The organism is Arthrobacter sp. UYCu512, assembly GCF_040547075.1.
GTDB lineage: Bacteria > Actinomycetota > Actinomycetes > Actinomycetales > Micrococcaceae > Arthrobacter.
This window is the reverse complement of the sequence record NZ_JBEPPA010000002.1, coordinates 20,607-38,287: the sequence shown is the minus strand read 5'-3', so window position 1 is coordinate 38,287 and position 17,681 is coordinate 20,607. Positions and strand designations below refer to the sequence as shown.

Genomic DNA, 17,681 nt, shown 5'->3' with positions numbered 1-17,681 from the left:
AGTCCTGATCTGACAAGATCGAAAGAACAGAAGAGGCCAGCAGTGAGCGTTCAGCCGGAGACAGAGACCGGAACACCAGCAGTCGCAGCGGAGACGCCTGACGAGGGTGCCTACAGCTTTGCCGCCATGGAGGCCAAATGGCCGCAGGTCTGGGAGGACCTCAAGGTCTTCACACCCGTCGATGACGGGTCCAAGGAACGGCGGTATGTCCTGGACATGTTCCCGTACCCGTCCGGGGATCTGCACATGGGCCACGCAGAGGCCTTCGCCATGGGCGACGTCGTCGCGCGTTACCTCCGACAGCAGGGCTTCGATGTGCTGCACCCGATTGGCTGGGATTCCTTCGGACTGCCCGCCGAGAACGCGGCGATTAAGCGCAACGCGCACCCCAGCGAGTGGACCTATGCCAACATCGACACCCAGGCTGCCTCGTTCAAGCGCTACGCCATCTCTGCGGACTGGTCCCGTCGGATCCACACCTCCGACCCGGAGTATTACCGCTGGACCCAGTGGCTCTTTAAGCGCTTCTATGAACGCGGCCTGGCCTACCGCAAGAACTCCCCGGTCAACTGGTGCCCCAAGGACCAGACCGTGCTGGCCAACGAACAGGTCGTCAACGGCGCCTGTGAACGGTGCGGCACTCCGGTCACAAAGAAGTCGCTGAACCAGTGGTACTTCAAAATCACCGACTACGCAGACCGGCTCCTTGATGACATGGATGAACTGCGCGGCCACTGGCCCGAGCGTGTCCTGGCCATGCAGAAGAACTGGATCGGCCGATCCGAGGGTGCCCACGTCACCTTCGTGATCGAGGCCGAGGGCGGCAAGGCCGCCCAGGACGTTACGGTCTTCACGACCCGCCCGGACACCCTCTACGGCGCGACGTTCTTCGTCGTCGCCGCCGACGCGCCGATCGCCGTCGAGCTGGTCACCGGGGAACACGCCGCGGCCCTGGACGCGTACCGGGAACAGGTCAAGGCGCTTTCCGAAATCGAGCGACAGTCCACTGAGCGGGAAAAAACCGGAGTTTTCACCGGCCGTTATGCCACCAACCCGCTGAACGGCGAGAAACTGCCCGTCTGGGCGGCCGACTATGTGCTGGCCGACTACGGCACCGGAGCCATTATGGCCGTCCCTGCCCACGACCAGCGCGACCTCGACTTTGCCCGCACCTTCGACCTGCCGGTCCGGGCAGTGCTGGATACGGGGGAAGAAGATCCCGCATCCAGCGGTACTGCCACCACGGGTGAGGGAACCCTGATCAACTCCGGTGCCCTGGATGGACTGCCCAAGGCAGAAGCCATTCCGGCCGCCATCGAGATCCTGCAGCAGCAGGGCACGGGCGAAAAATTCGTGAACTTCCGCCTGCGCGACTGGTTGCTCAGCCGGCAGCGGTTCTGGGGCACCCCGATCCCGATCATCCACTGTCCCTCCTGCGGGGAAGTCCCGGTCCCGGACGAACAGCTCCCGGTTACCCTGCCGGCAGACCTGCGGGGCGAGGACCTCTCCCCCAAGGGCACCTCCCCGCTGGCCGCCGTCGAAAGCTGGGTCAATGTCGACTGCCCCGTTTGCCACGGGCCGGCCAGGCGGGACACTGACACCATGGACACCTTTGTGGACTCGTCCTGGTACTTCCTGCGCTTCGTCTCCCCGGACTACACCGGGGGGCCGTTCGACCCCGCCAAGATCAATGACTGGATGCCGGTGGGCCAGTACGTCGGCGGCGTGGAGCATGCCATTTTGCACTTGCTCTATGCCCGTTTTTTCACCAAGGTCATCCATGACCTTGGCATGATCGACACCGACGAGCCGTTCAGCGCCCTGTTGAACCAAGGCCAGGTACTCAACGGCGGTAAGGCCATGAGCAAGTCCCTGGGCAACGGCGTTGACCTGGGCGAGCAGCTGGACAAATTCGGCGTCGACGCCGTCCGGCTCACCATGATCTTCGCCTCGCCGCCGGAGGACGACGTCGACTGGGCAGACGTGTCGCCGTCGGGCTCCGCCAAGTTCCTCGCCCGCGCCTGGCGGCTGGGACAGGATGTCACCAGCGCACCCGGCGTCAACTTTGCCGCCGGGGACCGGGCCCTGCGTACCGTTACGCACCGCACAATCGCCGACGCCGAAGCCCTGCTTGACCACAACAAGTTCAATGTGGTGGTCGCCAAGCTGATGGAACTGGTCAACGCGACCCGAAAGACGATTGACGCCGGGGCGGGCGGCTCCGACCCGGCGGTCCGCGAAGCCGTTGAGACCGTCGCTGTCATTCTGAGCCTCTTCGCGCCGTACACGGCCGAGGATCTCTGGAACGTGCTGGGACACCCCGCCTCGGTGGCCAACGCAGGCTGGCCGGCACACGACGAGTCCCTCCTGGTGCAGGACACGGTCACCGCCGTCGTCCAGGTCCAGGGCAAGGTTCGCGACCGGCTGGACGTCTCACCGGCGATCGGCGAGGACGAACTGCGCGAATTGGCGCTGGCCTCGGAAAACGTCCAGCGGGCCCTCGACGGCCGCGATATCCGCACGGTAATCGTGCGGGCGCCTAAACTGGTCAACATCGTCCCGGCCTAACCGGGCAGGTCAGTGAACAGGCCGGCCGCCGCGGGAAACGGCGGCCGGCCATCACAGCGGGACCCGACAGCAAGTGCAGACGGCAGGAGGTGCCTGGTGCCCCACCGCGACCCAGCGGGGTGGCCGTGGCTGAAGGAGCGCCTCAACGGGTTGCGCCAGGCCAGGGTCCCCGCAATGGACCCCGGGTCCGGGGCTGCCCCGGATGGAGTCCGGACGGCCGTGGTCACGGACTCTGCCGCAGCACTTCCGGCCGACTGGGTACGCGCGGTATCCGCCGGCGGGGAGCTGACGGTCGTCCCGATGCCTGTGATGGTCGGCACTGAAATCTACGGCGAGGGCGAGGACGACATCGCGGATACCATCGCCGTGGCCCTGGCGAGCGGCAAACCCGTCAAGACCTCCCGACCTTCACCCGGCCAGTTTGAACAGGCTTATGTGGCCGCCCAGCGCAATGGCTTCGAGTCCGTTGTGTCGCTCCACATTTCCGGGGAACTCTCCGGCACGGTGGACTCCGCCCGGCTGGCTGCCGCCAAGGTGAGCATCCCGGTGGACGTCCTGGACTCGCGCACCGTCGGTATGGCTCAGGGAATGGCGGTCCAATGCGCAGTCAGCGCTGCCGCGCAAGGCAAGGCAGCCGCCGCCGTGCGTGAGTGCGCTGAATACGGGCTGGCCCGCTCCAAGGTCTACTTCTACGTACCCAGCCTCGAGCAGCTCCGGCGCGGCGGACGGATCGGAGCCGCGGCTTCTCTCTGGGGGACCATGTTCGCGATCAAGCCAATCCTTGCGGTCGAGGACGGCAGGGTCGTTCCGCTGGAGAAGGTCAGGTCCGCAGCGAAAGCCATCGCACGGCTCCGGGAGATCGCAGTGGCCGACGCCATTAGCCGGCCCCCGGGGCGGGCGCTCCTCGCTGTCCACCACTTTGGTAACCCGGCGGAGGCTAAACAGCTCGCCGCGGAGCTGGCCGCAGCCGTCCCGGGATGTCTGCCCGTCCAGATCAGCGCACTCCCCGCCGTGCTCGCTGCCCACGCCGGGCTCGGAGTGCTGGCGGTTATTGTGGGGGAGAGCGGCACGCCGGCAGCACGGGTGCCGTCTGCCGCCTCCTGACCGGGACGGCTTCCGGCACTTCCTGACCGGCACGCCGTCCGCCGCCACGCCCGGGGACCGGCTATTCCACAGGGGTTTTCCACATGGCACACTCGGCCCGGTGCCTCGTACGCTGCGGTTCGTAGGATGGGCGCATGCCGCGTCACGATCCGGAAAGCCCGCCCAGCCCCGAGGCCGTCCCTTCCGGCCGCAGGTTGTCGGCCGCCGTGACTCCTGCCTTCCGGGGTGCCGAGGACTTTAGGCCTGCCTCCGCCGGTGACAGCCCCGTCTCCGGCCTGCTCAGCGGGCCACCCGGGACCGGGCGCGCCGCGGAACAGCGCGTTCCGGGCCAGGCGGATGCGCCGGCCAGCCGCGGACCCCGGCTCCGATGGCGGACCGGACACCGCGCAGCTACCTTGCTGTGCCTGGTGGCGATGGCGCTCCTTGGCTGCTTCTGGTGGCAGGCATCGAACACCGCAACCCAGGTCAGCCCGCTCGGCGCCGTCAGCACCGCGGAACCCGGCGCGGAACCCGGCGCGGAACCCGCTCCGGAACTTGGGACGGCACCTGCGACGGGACCTGGGACGGGAGCCGTCGCAGCCGACCGGATCACCGTGCACGTGGCGGGCGCGGTGGTCCATGCCGGAATCGTGGAGTTGGCATCGGGGAGCCGCCTGCACGAGGCGATTTCGGCGGCGGGAGGCGGAGCGCCCGATGCGGACCCCGGCCAGCTTAATCTCGCGGCCGTGTTGGAAGACGGACAAAAGGTCGTTGTGCCGCGGCAGGGTGAAAGTACCGGGCCGGCCGGAGCTGCTGCCGCTGGGGCGGCCGGCGCCGCGGACGGGCCGGACTCGGCCGGCGGGCCCCCTCCTCCGGGCGGAAAGATCAACCTGAACACTGCCGGCGTCGACGAACTGGAGACCCTGCCGCGCGTCGGCCCGGTGCTGGCCCGGCGGATTGTCGAGTGGCGGTCCCAGCACGGCCGCTTTGAACGGGTCGAGGAGCTGGATGCCGTGGATGGCGTAGGGGCCAAGATGCTCGCAGCCTTGCTGCCTCTGGTGAGGGTCTGAGGGGCGGACATGGACCACGGCAGCCGCTGGCAGCGGTACGTGGACGCCGCGGCCCGCCGGCCCGCCGCAAACCAGCAGCCGCGGGAGGCGAAGGGGCCGCCGCCACCGGAGTGGTCCGGCCGGCTCCGGATGCTTGGCCCGAGGCTCCGCACCTGGTGTGCGTCATGGGAAGCCCCGGGCGGGCCCGCGCCGGCGCGGGAGGACTTATGGCGCAGGACCGATGTGCGCCTGGTTCCGATGGCGGCAATGGTCTGGGCGACGGCGGCCGCGGCGCAGCAGCTGCCCCCGGCGGTCCTGGCGGCGCTCTGCATGAGCTTCGTGACGGGGTCCGGGCTGCTCCTGGCCGTGGCGGCAGCCGGTTCAGGCAGTGGGCAGCCGGGCCCGCCGGCCCGGCGAAGCTTCCGCGCGACGATGGCCGTGGCACTGCTGCTCGCGGCTGCCGCCGGCGGGCACGCCGCCGCAGATTCTTCCCTCAGGCACGAGGGTGCCGTGTCTGCCGCCGCAGCCGAGGTAACAGCCGTTGCCGCGGAAGTGGAGGTAACGGGGACGCCGCGCCGGCTCAAGTCGCCCGGGCATACCGGGGCGGCGGACCGATGGGCCGTACCGGTCACGCTGATCGACATGACCTTCGACGCGCAGCGGGTACGCGTACCGGCCAGGCTCCTGGTCCTGGGCGGCGCCGGCTGGGAGTACGCCGTCCCCGGCCGGCGGATCCGAACGACCGGTAAACTTGCTCCGCCCACACCGGGCCTGACCGAAGCGGCAGTCCTCCTGGCAAGTTCCGTCCCCACGACGGTCGGGGAGCCCGGCACCTGGCAGCTCGCCCCGGGGGAGCTGCGCAGCCGTTTCACTGCGGCCACCGGGCAGTTCGGCGGCGACGCCCGGGGACTCCTGCCGGGAATGGTCACCGGCGACACGACCCTCCTGGACGAGGAGCTGGACGTGGCGATGAGGTCTGTCGGCATGACCCATCTGACGGCAGTGAGCGGCGCCAACTGCAGCGTCATCCTAGGCGCCCTCCTGCTGGCCGCGCGCAGCCTGCGATTGAGCCGGGTACTCGCTTCGGTCCTCTGCCTGGTTGGCTTGGGCCTGTTCGTCCTGGTGGTGGGCCCGGATGCGAGTGTCCTGCGGGCCGCGGTGATGGGCGCCATCGGTCTTGCGGCCCTTGCCGGCGGCCGGCCAGGACGCGGGCTAAGCCTCCTGTGCGTGGCCGTCACCGGCCTTGTCCTGCTCCAACCGGTGCTGGCCGCCAGCTTCGGATTCCTGCTCTCCGTGCTGGCGACCCTGGGTATTGTGACCACAGGCAGACCGGTCATGAAGTGGTTTCCGGCAGCCGTACCGCGTTGGGCCGCCGCTGCAGTGGCCGTGCCGCTTTCCGCACAGGCATTCTGCGGGCCGGTCATCGTTCTGCTCCAGCCCCAGTTCACTTCCTACGCCCTGCCCGCCAACATGGCCGCCGCTGCCCTGGTTGCCCCGGTCACGCTGCTGGGGACCGCGGCCGTGCCGCTGGTTCCGCTGGCTCCGGGCTTCGCCGCTGTCCCGTTGGGCGTCGCCGCCGCCTTCGCCGCCGGGGTAGGAGGAATTGCCCGGTTCTTCGCGGGCCTGCCCGGCGCGGTGCTGCCGTGGCCGGACGGGGCCTACGGCGCCGCGACCATGGCGCTCTTCTCGGCCGCGGCCTTCGCCGCCTGGTGGCTGGCCTTCCACCCCTTCCGGACGGCCGGGTTGGCCCTGACGGCACATCAGCGAACGGTGGCGTTGCTGAACCGGATACCGATGCGCGGCGATGGCCGGCACTCGGCCCGGGAAGGGAGCTGGCCCGGCTTGGTGCACCGCCCCGGCCGTGGCAGGCTTAGAGTCTGCACACAATCTTCCGGGAGGAAACCTCAGTGGCTGCTGCCCAGACCCCACGCACCCGGCCCGCGGCTTCGAACACGGCCACCTGGCGCGATGTGAGCCCGGCAGCCGTTGTGCTGGTGGGCGGCCCGGAAGACTACCTGGGCTCCCGCGCCATGGACCGGATCCGGGCGCAGGTCCGCGCCGCCGCCCCTGATGTCGAAGTCACCCGGCTCACTGCCGGCAACTACGAGCCCGGTTCCCTCGCCATGAATGTCAGTCCGTCACTTTTCGGCGAACAGAAGCTGATCGAGGTGGAAGGACTGGAGGGCATGAACGACGCGTTCCTCGCTGACGGTCTCAGATACCTCGCCCGGCCCGAGCCCGACGCTGTCCTCGTCCTGCGCCATAGTGGCGGCGTGCGCGGGAAGAAGCTCCTGGACGCCATCAAATCCGGCGGATGGCCGGTGGTGGACTGCCAGCCGCTGAAAAAGGACGCGGACAAGGTCGCGTTTGTGGCAGCCGAGTTTCGGGCAGCTTCCCGCCGCATTGATCCCGATGCCGTGCATGCCCTCGTCAACGCCGTCGGCGCCCAGCTCGCCGAACTGGCCGCCGCCTGCAGCCAATTGATCGCCGATGCGTCCACCAGCGTGGATTCTGCCATGGTGGACCGGTACTACGGGGGCCGGGTGGAAGCCACCGCGTTCAAGGTAGCCGACGCAGCGATGGCAGGGAATGCGCCGCTGGCCCTCTCCACCCTGCGCCACGCCCTCGATACCGGGGCGGACCCGGTTCCCTTGGTGGCCGCGCTGGCCTCGAAGCTCCGGAGCCTCGCCAAGGTGGCCGGCGCCCAGGGGTCCTCGTCGCAGATTGCCAAGCAACTGGGCATGCAACCCTGGCTGGTCGAGCAGGCACAGCGGGAGGTCCGGCGCTGGACCCCCGAAGGGCTTGTCCGGTCCATCCAGGTCACCGCCGAGGCCGACGCCCAGGTGAAGGGCCTGTCCCGGGACCCGGTCTACGCCGTCGAACACGCCGTAACCGTGATCGCTACCTCCGTCCGCCGCTGAGCCAGGACCGGGACCGGTGCCCACGCAGCAGGTGCTGCGCACGGTCGCTCTAGCGCTTAACTGGAAGTGGCCGGCACCCTGGGGTGCCGGCCACAATCGTCAGTTCGAAAGAACTGGAAACCTTAGAGCGCGTTGACCTTCTTGGAGATGGCCGACTTGCGGTTTGCGGCGTTGTTCTTGTGGAGAACGCCCTTGCTGACAGCCTTGTCCAGCTTGCGGCTGGCGGAAAGCAGTGCGGTAGCGGCCGCATCCTTGTCGGTTGACTCAACGGCGGTGTTGACGGCGCGGATGGCCGTCTTCAGCTCTGACTTGACTGCGTTGTTGCGCAGGCGGGCCTTCTCGTTGGTGAGGATGCGCTTCTTCTGGGACTTAATATTAGCCACGTGTGAACTCTCTTTTTCAATGCGGAAAATGGTCTAGAGGGCTTTCAGATTGGCCATTGACTGAGCGGCGTGGGGATACCTATGGCGACCAACCATCTGTGGCCGTCGACCTGCACGGACACACAGCTGTCAATAATAGCAGAGAGACCGGTCTGCTGGCGATTGAGTGCCCGGTCAGCGCCACCCCTGGCGGGTCCTCAGGGCGGCGGCGATGACGTTGAAGCTCTTGCGGTCGAGGATCGCGCCCTCGCGCCGGACATCCCGGGGATTGATCTGCAGGACACGGTCCAGTTTCGCTTCACTCGGACGGCGCTGCCGGTCCCAGGGGCCGGTGCCGATGTCGGCGTAGTCATCGGCCCGGCGAGGGTCCCCGTCGTGGTCCTTGCTGGTCAGCATAAGCCCCAGCAGGTAGGAGCCGTTGCTGCCCACCAGCAGCACCGGCCGGTCCTTGCCCTGCGAATAGTCTTCCTCGTACGGCACCCAGGTCCAGACAACTTCGCCCGGCTCCGGGCGTCCGTTGGCAGACGGGGCGTAGCTCACCTTGGCCGTGCCGCGGAAATCTCCGGGGTAGGTACCGGTCAGTGAGCCCGGGGCTGGCTGGCTGGCGGGTGTTCTTCCCGGCGGGGAGCTGCCCGGCGCGGAGCGGGGCTGGCCCTCCAGGAATCTCAAGGTCCTGCGGACAGCGTTGCCGATCGAGCGTAAGTTCCAAGCCATGGGGAAACCCTACCGGCACCCAGTACCGGCGCCGGGCACAACTGCGGCGAAGAATCCAGGCGGAACATCGGCGCCGCTGTACGGAGCAGGGATGCACTCCCACGGGCCCGGACGTGGGAGACTATAGGTTCAGCTACGCGGCACGTCGCAGGACGGGAAACCAGAGCCAGCGCCGATCCGTGGAAAAGCCACCCGTAATGCCAACAGTAAGGACCCTGCGTGTCTCCCATGGCCCGCACCGCCCCGGTGCCCGCCGCAACAGATCCGGCCATCCTCCGGAACTTCTGCATCATTGCGCACATTGACCACGGCAAGTCCACACTGGCCGACCGGATGCTCCAGTACACCGGCGTCGTCCAGTCCCGTGACATGAAGGCCCAGTACCTGGACCGCATGGACATTGAGCGCGAACGCGGCATCACCATCAAATCCCAGGCCGTCCGCATGCCTTGGGAGCTCGACGGCGTCAGCTACGCGCTGAACATGATCGACACCCCGGGACACGTCGACTTCACCTACGAGGTCTCCCGCTCGCTCGCGGCGTGTGAAGGCGCGATCCTTCTGGTCGACGCTGCGCAGGGCATCGAGGCCCAGACCCTGGCCAATCTTTACCTGGCGATGGAGAACAACCTTACGATCATTCCGGTCCTGAACAAGATCGACCTTCCCGCAGCCCAGCCCGAGAAGTACGCGGCGGAACTCGCCAACCTGATCGGCGGCGAGCCCGACGATGTGCTCCGGGTGTCCGGCAAGACGGGTATGGGCGTGGAGGTTCTGCTGGATAAGATCGTCCGAGACCTGCCGGCTCCGGTGGGCGATCCCAACGCTCCCGCGCGCGCCATGATCTTCGACTCCGTCTACGACACCTACCGCGGCGTAGTTACCTACGTCCGCGTGGTTGACGGCATGCTGCACCCCCGCGAACGCATCCAGATGATGTCCACCCGTGCCACCCATGAACTCCTCGAGATTGGTGTCAGCTCCCCGGAGCCAACCCCCTCCAAGGGCCTCGGTGTCGGCGAGGTGGGCTACCTCATCACCGGTGTCAAGGACGTCCGCCTGTCCAAGGTCGGCGACACCGTCACCAACCTGGCCAAGCCGGCCAGCGAATCACTTCCCGGCTATGCCGATGCCAAGCCGATGGTCTTCTCCGGCCTGTATCCCCTGGACGGCACGGACTACCCGGTGCTCCGCGATGCGTTGGAGAAGCTGATGCTCAACGATGCCGCCCTGGTCTACGAGCCGGAGACGTCCGCGGCGCTGGGATTCGGGTTCCGAGTCGGCTTCCTGGGGCTGCTGCACCTGGAAATCACCAGGGAGCGTTTGGAACGCGAATACAACCTCGACCTGATCTCCACCGCTCCGAACGTGGAGTACGAGGTAACCCTGGAGGACAAGAAGGTCGTCCACGTCACCAACCCCAGTGAATACCCCAGCGGCAAGATCGCCGAGGTCCGTGAGCCTATGGTCGCCGCCACCATCCTGGCGCCGAACGAGTTTGTCGGGGCCATCATGGAGCTGTGCCAGAGCCGGCGCGGCGTGATGGGCGGCATGGACTACCTCTCCGAGGACCGGGTGGAAATCCGGTACCGTCTGCCGTTGGCCGAGATCGTCTTTGATTTCTTTGACATCCTCAAGTCCAAGACCCGCGGCTACGGGTCGCTGGACTGGAAAGCGGACGGGGACCAGGTCGCTGACCTGGTCAAGGTCGACATTATGCTCCAGGGCGAACAGGTGGATGCTTTCAGCGCCATCACCCACCGGGACAAGGCCTACGCCTACGGCGTGATGATGACCGGCAAGCTGCGCGAACTCATTCCGCGCCAGCAGTTCGAGGTTCCCATCCAGGCCGCCATTGGCTCCCGCATCATTGCCCGGGAAAGCATCCGCGCGATCCGCAAGGACGTGCTCGCCAAGTGCTACGGCGGTGACATCACCCGAAAGCGCAAACTGCTGGAAAAGCAGAAGGAAGGCAAAAAACGCATGAAGATGGTGGGCCGTGTGGAGGTCCCGCAGGAAGCCTTTATCGCCGCCCTCACCACGGATGAGTCCAAGGATAAGGCCAAGAAGTAACGGTGCCAGCAACGACTGTTCCACGGCAGACGGGCCCGGCCCGTGCCTAGCGTCCTTCCGCTGGGCGATCCGGCGCCACCGGACGGGCTGCTGCCCGGCCAGGCACTGGAGGGTGCCGCTTCCCGGGATTTTGGGCTGTACGTGCATATCCCGTTCTGCGCCGTGCGCTGCGGTTACTGCGACTTCAACACCTATACCGCCACGGAGCTCGGTGGCGGCGCCTCGCAGGACGCCTACGCCGGCACGGCGGTGGCAGAAGTTTCCTTTGCGGCGGCGGTCCTGGCGGCCAGCGGCCTGCCGCCCCGCCCGCTGAGCACTGTCTTCTTCGGCGGCGGAACGCCGACACTGCTCCCCGCCGGGGACCTGGCCCGAATCCTTGCCGCCGCCATCGGGGCGTGGGGCCTGGCGCCCGGGGCCGAGGTCACCACTGAGGCGAACCCGGACTCGGTCACCCCCGAATCCCTTCAGCTGCTGGCCAACGCCGGATTCACCCGGGTGTCGTTCGGCATGCAGTCTGCGGTGCCGCATGTCCTTAAGGTACTGGACCGCACCCACACTCCCAGCCGGGTTCCCCGGGCCGTTCAATGGGCGCGGGAGGCCGGGCTCGCCGTCAGCCTGGACCTGATCTACGGAACGCCGGGGGAGTCGCTGGCCGACTGGCGCTTCTCGCTGGAGACCGCGTTGTCCTATCAGCCTGACCACATCAGCGCCTACGCACTGATCATCGAGGATGGCACGAAGCTTGCCGCGCAAATCCGCCGTGGCGAGGTAGCGGGAATTGACGACGACGACCATGCGGCAAAGTACGAACTGGCCGACGAACTCATCTCCGCCGCTGGACTGTCCTGGTACGAGGTCAGCAACTGGTCCCGCAGCCCGGAACAGGCCTGCCGGCATAATCTCGCCTATTGGCGGGGCGATGACTGGTGGGGAGTCGGCCCGGGCGCTCACTCGCACGTGGGCGGTGTGCGCTGGTGGAACGTGAAGCACCCCACTGCCTACGCCAATCGGATGGGTTCCGGGCTTTCCCCGGCAGCCGGCCGGGAGACCCTTGATTCTGCGACCCGCAACGTCGAGCGCGTGATGCTCGAAGCGCGGCTGAACTCAGGGCTGGACATTGCCAGTCTGGGCGGACTGGGGGATACCGGGCGGCATGCTGTCGCGGGACTCATCGCCGATGGCCTGGTGGAGCCCGTCGCGGCCTTCCACGGCAGCCTCATCCTCACGCTCAAAGGCCGCCTGCTGGCGGACGCAGTGGTCCGCAGGATCCTGCCGGACTAACCCTGCGTGCCCGGGGCCCTATTTGATAAAGCGGAAGTTGAACTCGTAGCGGTGCGGCTGGCCGCGGTTGACGTGGATTCCGGCTGCGACCGAAAAGCAGGTGACGGCGATCCAGATCAGAGTGGCAAGCACGGCGAAAATGTTGCCCACTACCGGGATAAAGACCAGGAGGTTGCACACGACGGCAGCAATTGTCGGGGGAAGCGTGAAATTGAGGGCTTCTTTGGACTCCTGCGCCGTGAACGGTCCGCGGTCCTTGAAGATCAGGTAGATCAGCAACGAGGGCACGCAACCGAGGATGCCGCCGAAATGAGCCAAGGTGGCCCATTGCCGGTCCTCGCCGGCCGTCAGCGGCAGCGCGTTGGCGGGAACGCCATGGTAAGGGGGCCGGCCATAGCCAGCCTTGTCGCCGTTATGCTCGCGTGCTTCATCTGCCACGGTGTTTTCCTTCGGATTGCGGTGGTGCCTTGGTGCCTGGAAATGCCGCTGCTGCGCCGGAAGCGCAACCGCCATACCAAGAATACGTGCTGGTGCGCGCAATCACGGATCGGCCCGCTGGCAGGAATGTCCGGCGGCGGCGTTCAGGGGACGGTCAGGAAGTCGATGACCTCCTCGACCCGGCCCAGCAGGGAGGGTTCGAGGTCAGCGTAGTTGTGGACCGTGCCGAGGAGTTTCTGCCAGCCCAGGCCAATGTCTTCCTTGGTGCTGTGCGGCCAGCCGAACGCGGTCAGGATACCCGTCTTCCAGTCCACACCGCGGGGGATTACCGGCCACTTCTCGATCCCCAGGACCGCGGGCCGGATGGCCTGCCAGACATCGACGTAGGGGTGGCCAACGATCAGGACGTTTCCGGCCGCCCCGGGGGAGGCCATCACGGCCGCCGCGATCCTGGATTCCTTGGAATCGGGCACCAGGTGGTCCACCAGCACACCGAGGCGGCGTCCGGGGCCGGGCCGGAAGGCAGCCACCGCCCCGCTGAGGTCGTCAATGCCATGCAACGGCTCCACGACGATACCCTCGACCCGAAGATCGTCACCCCAGACCTTTTCGACGAGTTCGGCGTCGTGTTTGCCTTCCACCCAGATCCGGCTGGCTTTGGCAATCTGGGCGCGCTGGCCCGCCACGCGGACGGAACCCGAGGCGGTGCGGGCCCCGGCGGCCGCCGCGCTCCCGCGGGGCGCCGGCGGCATCAGCCGGATCGGCTGGCCTTCCAGCAGAAAACCGAAGCCGAGGCGAAAGGACCGGGACTTCCCCCGGCGGTCTTCCAGGGCGACGACGTGCATCCCGCCGGACTTCTCCACCCGGGTCACGGCGCCGACCCAGCCGGACTGCACATCTTCGAGCACCATTCCGCGCTCGACGGCGACTTCGGGTAGTTGGGTTTTGGCGGGCGCGGACAGGTCCTGGGGCCCCCAGTTCTGGTACGACATCGGTTACACACTGCTTTGCGCTCGGTGGGCTGTGCCCCAAAACACCTGCCCCGGGAAGAACGCCCGAAGCGAATTCAATGCTAACAACGCGGCGACTCATATTAGACTGGTTAGCACTTAGGCATGTCGAGTGCTAGCCACTGTGTGCCCGGCCACTGTGTGTCCGGCGCGTGCGGCGGGCGGTGGCATCGAATGCGGGACGGTCGACAGGAGGTGGAGCGTGAGCGAACCACGCAAACTCGAAGTGCTGCGCGCCATCGTGGAAGACTACGTCCATTCACGCGAACCCGTGGGATCCAAAGCCCTCGTGGAGCGGCACCACCTCGGCGTGTCCAGTGCCACGATCCGCAACGACATGGCGGCCCTGGAGGACGAGGGGCTCATTACGGCACCGCACACCAGTGCCGGGCGAATCCCGACGGACAAGGGCTACCGGCTTTTTGTGGACCAGATTTCGGCGGTCAAACGGCTTTCGCCGGCCGAACGCCGGGCCATCCAGGCCCTGCTGGAAGGCTCTGAGGACCTCGACGACGTCCTGGACCGGACCGTGCGGCTGCTCTCGCAGCTGACCAACCAGGTCGCCGTTGTGCAGTACCCCCATCTGAGCCGGGCCAAGGTGCGGCACGTCGAATTTGTCCTGCTGGCGCCCCGTAAAGTACTTGCGGTGCTCATCGCGGACACCGGGAAGGTGGAGCAACGCGTCATTGACGTGGGGCACGATCTTTCGGATGAGGCCTTGTCGGAGCTGCGCACGCGGTTCCTCGGCGGCATCTCAGGGACCCCGCTGAACCTCTTGCCGCAGTCGCTGCACTCGGTGATCGGCAACTGCCCGCCCGCGCGTCGCAGCGCCGCCCAGGCGCTGGCCCGCGGCATTGAGGCTCTGGCCGCCAGCAGCCGCGAGGACCGGATGGTCATGGCCGGAACCGCGAACCTGGCCCGGTCAAACGTGGACTTCCCGCTGAGCATCGGCCCCGTGCTGGAAGCCCTGGAGGAACAGGTGGTGATGCTTCGCCTGCTCGGCGACATGGCAGCTGACCCCCGGGGCGTGACGGTGAGCATCGGCAGGGAAAATCCTTACGACGGACTCGCCGAGGCCTCGGTGGTGGCCACCGGCTACGGCCCGGACGCGACGGCGAAAGTCGGAGTGCTGGGCCCCACCCGGATGGATTACCCGACGACCATGGCCGCCGTCCGGGCGGTCGCACGCTACCTTTCCCGGATTCTCGGTCCCTGACGGACCGCGTCCACCCGCAACCGACCGGCCCGCGGGGCCGGCATCAGACTTCGTGCCCCTTAACAGGCAGTACTACCAGGAAGAGATAACAACTTTGAGCAGCCACTACGACGTTCTTGGAGTCTCCCGCGAAGCCACGGGAGAAGAGATCAAGAAGGCTTACCGCAAGCTGGCGCGGACCCTCCACCCGGACGTGAACCCGGGGGACGACGCCTCTGAGCGGTTCAAGGCGGTCACGCACGCCTACGAGGTACTCTCCGATCCGCAGAAGCGCCGGATCTACGACACCACGGGCAACGAAAACGGCAACGCCAACGGCTCCGGCGGCGGCAGCTACTCCGGCCAGGGCTTCGCTTTCCAGGACATTTTCGAGACGTTCTTCGGTGCCGGCGGCCAGGCCGGACCGGCATCCAGGATCCGCCGCGGCCAGGACGCCCTGATCAGCGTCCGGATCGAGCTCCGCGACGCCGTTTTCGGCGTCAACAAGAAGCTCGAAGTCGACACGGCCGTCACCTGTCCCAGCTGTGAGGGTTCCTGCTGCCGCGAAGGCAGCCACCCGGAACGCTGCGACATCTGCGGCGGCAGCGGCCAGGTGCAGCGCGCTGTCCGTTCCATCCTCGGCCAGGTGATGACCACGGCACCCTGCGGTTCCTGCGAGGGCTTCGGTACGGTCATCAAGGATCCCTGCAACGAATGTGCCGGCCAGGGCCGGATTCGCAGCCGTCGGTCCCTGACCGTGAAGGTCCCCGCCGGCGTCGCCACCGGCACCCGCATCCAGCTCTCCGGCCAGGGCGAGGCCGGACCTGCCGGCGGTCCCGCCGGGGACCTCTACGTCGAGATCCGGGTCAAGGAGGACGCCACCTACATTCGCGACGGCGACGACCTGCACGCGAGCCTGAGCATCCCGATGACGGCGGCCGCACTCGGCACCGAACTGACCCTCGACACCTTCGACGGCCAGCAGGAGATTGACGTCAAGGCCGGCACCCAGTCCGGTGAAGTTATGACACTTAGGGGCCTCGGCGTAACCCACCTGCGCGGCTACGGCCGCGGGGACCTGAAGGTTCATCTTCAGGTCGACACCCCCGCCCGGCTCGACGCCGCCCAGGAGGATTTGCTTCGGCAGTTGGCCAAGTTGCGCGGCGAACAGTTCAGCGAAGGGAAGCTTGCCGCGAGCGGCGGGGTCTTCGCCAAGCTGCGGGACCGGTTCGGTAACCTGTAGGCGTGAGTAACCCGGTCTTTTTTACTGCCCCCGGTACCCTGGACGGGCTGGCCCCGGGATCGCTCTTTGTCCTTGACGGTCCGGAGGCGCGCCATGCGGTGACGGTTAAGCGCCTCGGCATCGGGGAGTCCGTTGACATCGCCGACGGCGCCGGAAAGCGGCTCACCGGCGCCGTGGCGGCTGTCGCAGCCGCCGAACTGACGGTGAAGTGCGCCGTCCTGGCCGATGAACCCCGGCCCGGGACCCGGCTGGTCCTGGTCCAGGCCCTCGCGAAAGGCGACCGGGATGAATTGGCCGCCGAGACCGCCACTGAGCTGGGGATCGACGCCGTGGTGCCCTGGCAGGCTGAACGCTCGATTGTCCGCTGGAAGGCGGACCGTGCGGCCAAGGCCCATGCCAAGTGGCAATCGGTGGTTACCGCCGCGGCCAAGCAGGCGCGCCGTGCTTGGATTCCCGAAGTCCGCCCCGCCGTCGACAGCGCCGCACTGCAGGGGGCCGTGGCGGCCGCCGACCTCGCCGTCATCTTGCATGAGGACGCCGTGCGTCCGCTGCGGCAGGTGCTGGAGGCCTGGGAAGGTACCGGGGCCACCGGGGCCACCGGTGGCAGCGCCGGCAGCTACCGGGAGATACTTTTGATTGTGGGACCGGAAGGTGGCATCAGCCCGCGGGAAGTGACACGGCTCTGCGACGCCGGTGCCGTAACAGCCCTGCTCGGCCGGCATGTACTTCGCTCGTCCACGGCCGGGCCCGCCGCGACTGTCCTGGCCAGCGATATTCTGGGCCGCTGGTAGCGCGGCGACGCTCCGGATTGCTGCCCGGCGCTGCGGTGTTGACTACTTGACCGTGAACCCGCGGGTATCAACGTTCAGGTCCTCGGCCGGGTTACTGTCTTCCAGCTGGGATACCCGAACCTCGTAGCGGCCCGGCCCCAAGTTGACCGACAGGCTGAAGGCGCCCGACTGGTCGGCCTCGGCGGCGGCTGTGAGGGTCCCGTTCAGGTATGTTGTCTCGACGCTGCCGTTGACGCGCAGAATCTCCCAGCGAAGCTTTCCGCCCGGGGCGGTGCTGCGGCCGGAGATCTTTACCGCGCCGTCCGCGGCGGTGGTGCCTTCCTGCGGATCAATGATCCAGACGGGAGCGACCATTCCGACACTGCGCGAGGTCGGGGAGCCCAACCGGACGTGGTTGAAGGCAACGTAGTCGGTGTGCCCGTCCACCAGCACCACCACCTGGATCTGCTGGCCGGAGTCGACCAGTCCGGCGCTGGCCGCGGCTGCTGTCGCTGTGTAGACGAGCTGCTGGATTGCGCGCTCAGCCATGGCCGGGTCCAGGTTGCTGTTAAACGCGTCGGCGGACATGTCCACGGTGATGACGTTTTTACCCGAGATGGAGCTTGCGAGTTTTTTGGGGTCCTGCCACGGGGTGAAGAAGTCCGGGTCGAGCGGTTTCTGTGAGGTCATAACGCGCAGCGCCCGGGTGACCGGGTTGTCCTGTTCCGTAACGTCACGGAACTCCCGGTACAGGAAGGTGCTGTTGTTGCTTCGGCCGATCCAGTACACCGGCGCCTTGTTGGACGCTTGGGTCGTTTCCAGCGGGGCACTTGTGGTGGGCGGGGATGCCTGGGGCGCGAGGGCTTGCGACGGCGAGGCTGAGTCTGTGATCCCGGCTTGGGGGGTCGCCACGCAGCCGGAGAGGGTGAGCGCGGCGGGCAGCATCAGCAGCA

The 17,681-nt window shown here is 67.3% G+C and carries 15 protein-coding genes; 10 read left to right on the top strand and 5 right to left on the bottom strand.

What is annotated here, in order from left to right; translation table 11 throughout:
* The first annotated feature begins 42 nt into the window (after positions 1–42).
* The 5 genes from leuS (at position 43) to holA (ending at position 7,621) form a co-directional block, all read left to right on the top strand.
* Positions 43–2,568, top strand: coding sequence for a leucine--tRNA ligase (leuS, locus tag ABIB49_RS02720; protein WP_226775153.1), 2,526 nt, complete (start codon positions 43–45; stop codon positions 2,566–2,568).
* A gap of 96 nt (positions 2,569–2,664) precedes the next feature.
* Entirely contained in the window at positions 2,665–3,672 is a 1,008-nt protein-coding gene (locus ABIB49_RS02715; RefSeq protein WP_226775154.1) for a DegV family protein, read from the top strand.
* Positions 3,673–3,806: 134 nt separating this feature from the next.
* On the top strand, positions 3,807–4,721 hold the full coding sequence (locus ABIB49_RS02710; RefSeq protein WP_226775155.1) for a ComEA family DNA-binding protein: 915 nt from the start codon (positions 3,807–3,809) through the stop codon (positions 4,719–4,721).
* Between the two features lie 9 nt (positions 4,722–4,730).
* Positions 4,731–6,674, top strand: a complete 1,944-nt coding sequence (locus tag ABIB49_RS19275; RefSeq protein ID WP_256446874.1) for a ComEC/Rec2 family competence protein — start codon at positions 4,731–4,733, stop codon at positions 6,672–6,674.
* The gene (gene holA / locus ABIB49_RS02695) at positions 6,608–7,621 is read left to right on the top strand and encodes a DNA polymerase III subunit delta (RefSeq protein ID WP_226775156.1); all 1,014 of its coding nucleotides are present in this window, start codon (positions 6,608–6,610) and stop codon (positions 7,619–7,621) included. The genes ABIB49_RS19275 and holA overlap by 67 nt, the downstream gene beginning before the upstream one ends.
* A 122-nt stretch (positions 7,622–7,743) precedes the next feature.
* Here the strand turns inward: holA and rpsT are convergent, their stop codons facing one another.
* Entirely contained in the window at positions 7,744–8,004 is a 261-nt protein-coding gene (gene rpsT / locus ABIB49_RS02690) for a 30S ribosomal protein S20 (protein WP_226775157.1), read from the bottom strand.
* 174 nt (positions 8,005–8,178) lie between these two features.
* Positions 8,179–8,718 (bottom strand): type II toxin-antitoxin system PemK/MazF family toxin, encoded by a 540-nt coding sequence (locus tag ABIB49_RS02685; protein WP_226775158.1) that lies wholly within the window; start codon positions 8,716–8,718, stop codon positions 8,179–8,181.
* A gap of 219 nt (positions 8,719–8,937) precedes the next feature.
* Between ABIB49_RS02685 and lepA the strand changes: the two genes are divergently transcribed.
* Both lepA and hemW read left to right on the top strand, forming a co-directional pair.
* Entirely contained in the window at positions 8,938–10,791 is a 1,854-nt protein-coding gene (lepA, locus tag ABIB49_RS02680; RefSeq protein WP_226775159.1) for a translation elongation factor 4, read from the top strand.
* A 42-nt stretch (positions 10,792–10,833) separates the two neighbouring features.
* A complete protein-coding gene (hemW, locus tag ABIB49_RS02675; RefSeq protein WP_226775160.1) occupies positions 10,834–12,072 on the top strand; it encodes a radical SAM family heme chaperone HemW in 1,239 nt (412 codons plus the stop codon).
* An 18-nt stretch (positions 12,073–12,090) separates the two neighbouring features.
* Here the strand turns inward: hemW and ABIB49_RS02670 are convergent, their stop codons facing one another.
* Together ABIB49_RS02670 and ABIB49_RS02665 are read right to left on the bottom strand one after the other, a co-directional pair.
* Positions 12,091–12,510: a DUF4870 domain-containing protein gene (locus tag ABIB49_RS02670; RefSeq protein WP_226775161.1), complete on the bottom strand. Its 420-nt coding sequence runs from the start codon at positions 12,508–12,510 to the stop codon at positions 12,091–12,093.
* 143 nt (positions 12,511–12,653) lie between these two features.
* Entirely contained in the window at positions 12,654–13,502 is an 849-nt protein-coding gene (locus tag ABIB49_RS02665) for a DUF3097 family protein (protein WP_226775162.1), read from the bottom strand.
* Positions 13,503–13,722: 220 nt separating this feature from the next.
* Between ABIB49_RS02665 and hrcA the strand changes: the two genes are divergently transcribed.
* From hrcA to ABIB49_RS02650, 3 genes are all read left to right on the top strand, one after another.
* Positions 13,723–14,736, top strand: a complete 1,014-nt coding sequence (gene hrcA, locus ABIB49_RS02660) for a heat-inducible transcriptional repressor HrcA (protein ID WP_226775163.1) — start codon at positions 13,723–13,725, stop codon at positions 14,734–14,736.
* A gap of 94 nt (positions 14,737–14,830) precedes the next feature.
* Positions 14,831–15,958 (top strand): molecular chaperone DnaJ, encoded by a 1,128-nt coding sequence (gene dnaJ / locus ABIB49_RS02655; RefSeq protein WP_226775164.1) that lies wholly within the window; start codon positions 14,831–14,833, stop codon positions 15,956–15,958.
* A 2-nt stretch (positions 15,959–15,960) separates the two neighbouring features.
* Positions 15,961–16,749, top strand: a complete 789-nt coding sequence (locus ABIB49_RS02650; RefSeq protein WP_226775165.1) for a 16S rRNA (uracil(1498)-N(3))-methyltransferase — start codon at positions 15,961–15,963, stop codon at positions 16,747–16,749.
* A 42-nt stretch (positions 16,750–16,791) separates the two neighbouring features.
* On the opposite strand, the gene ABIB49_RS02645 is transcribed toward ABIB49_RS02650, so the two are convergent.
* Positions 16,792–17,673, bottom strand: a complete 882-nt coding sequence (locus ABIB49_RS02645) for a GerMN domain-containing protein (RefSeq protein ID WP_226775166.1) — start codon at positions 17,671–17,673, stop codon at positions 16,792–16,794.
* Positions 17,674–17,681: the final 8 nt, after the last annotated feature.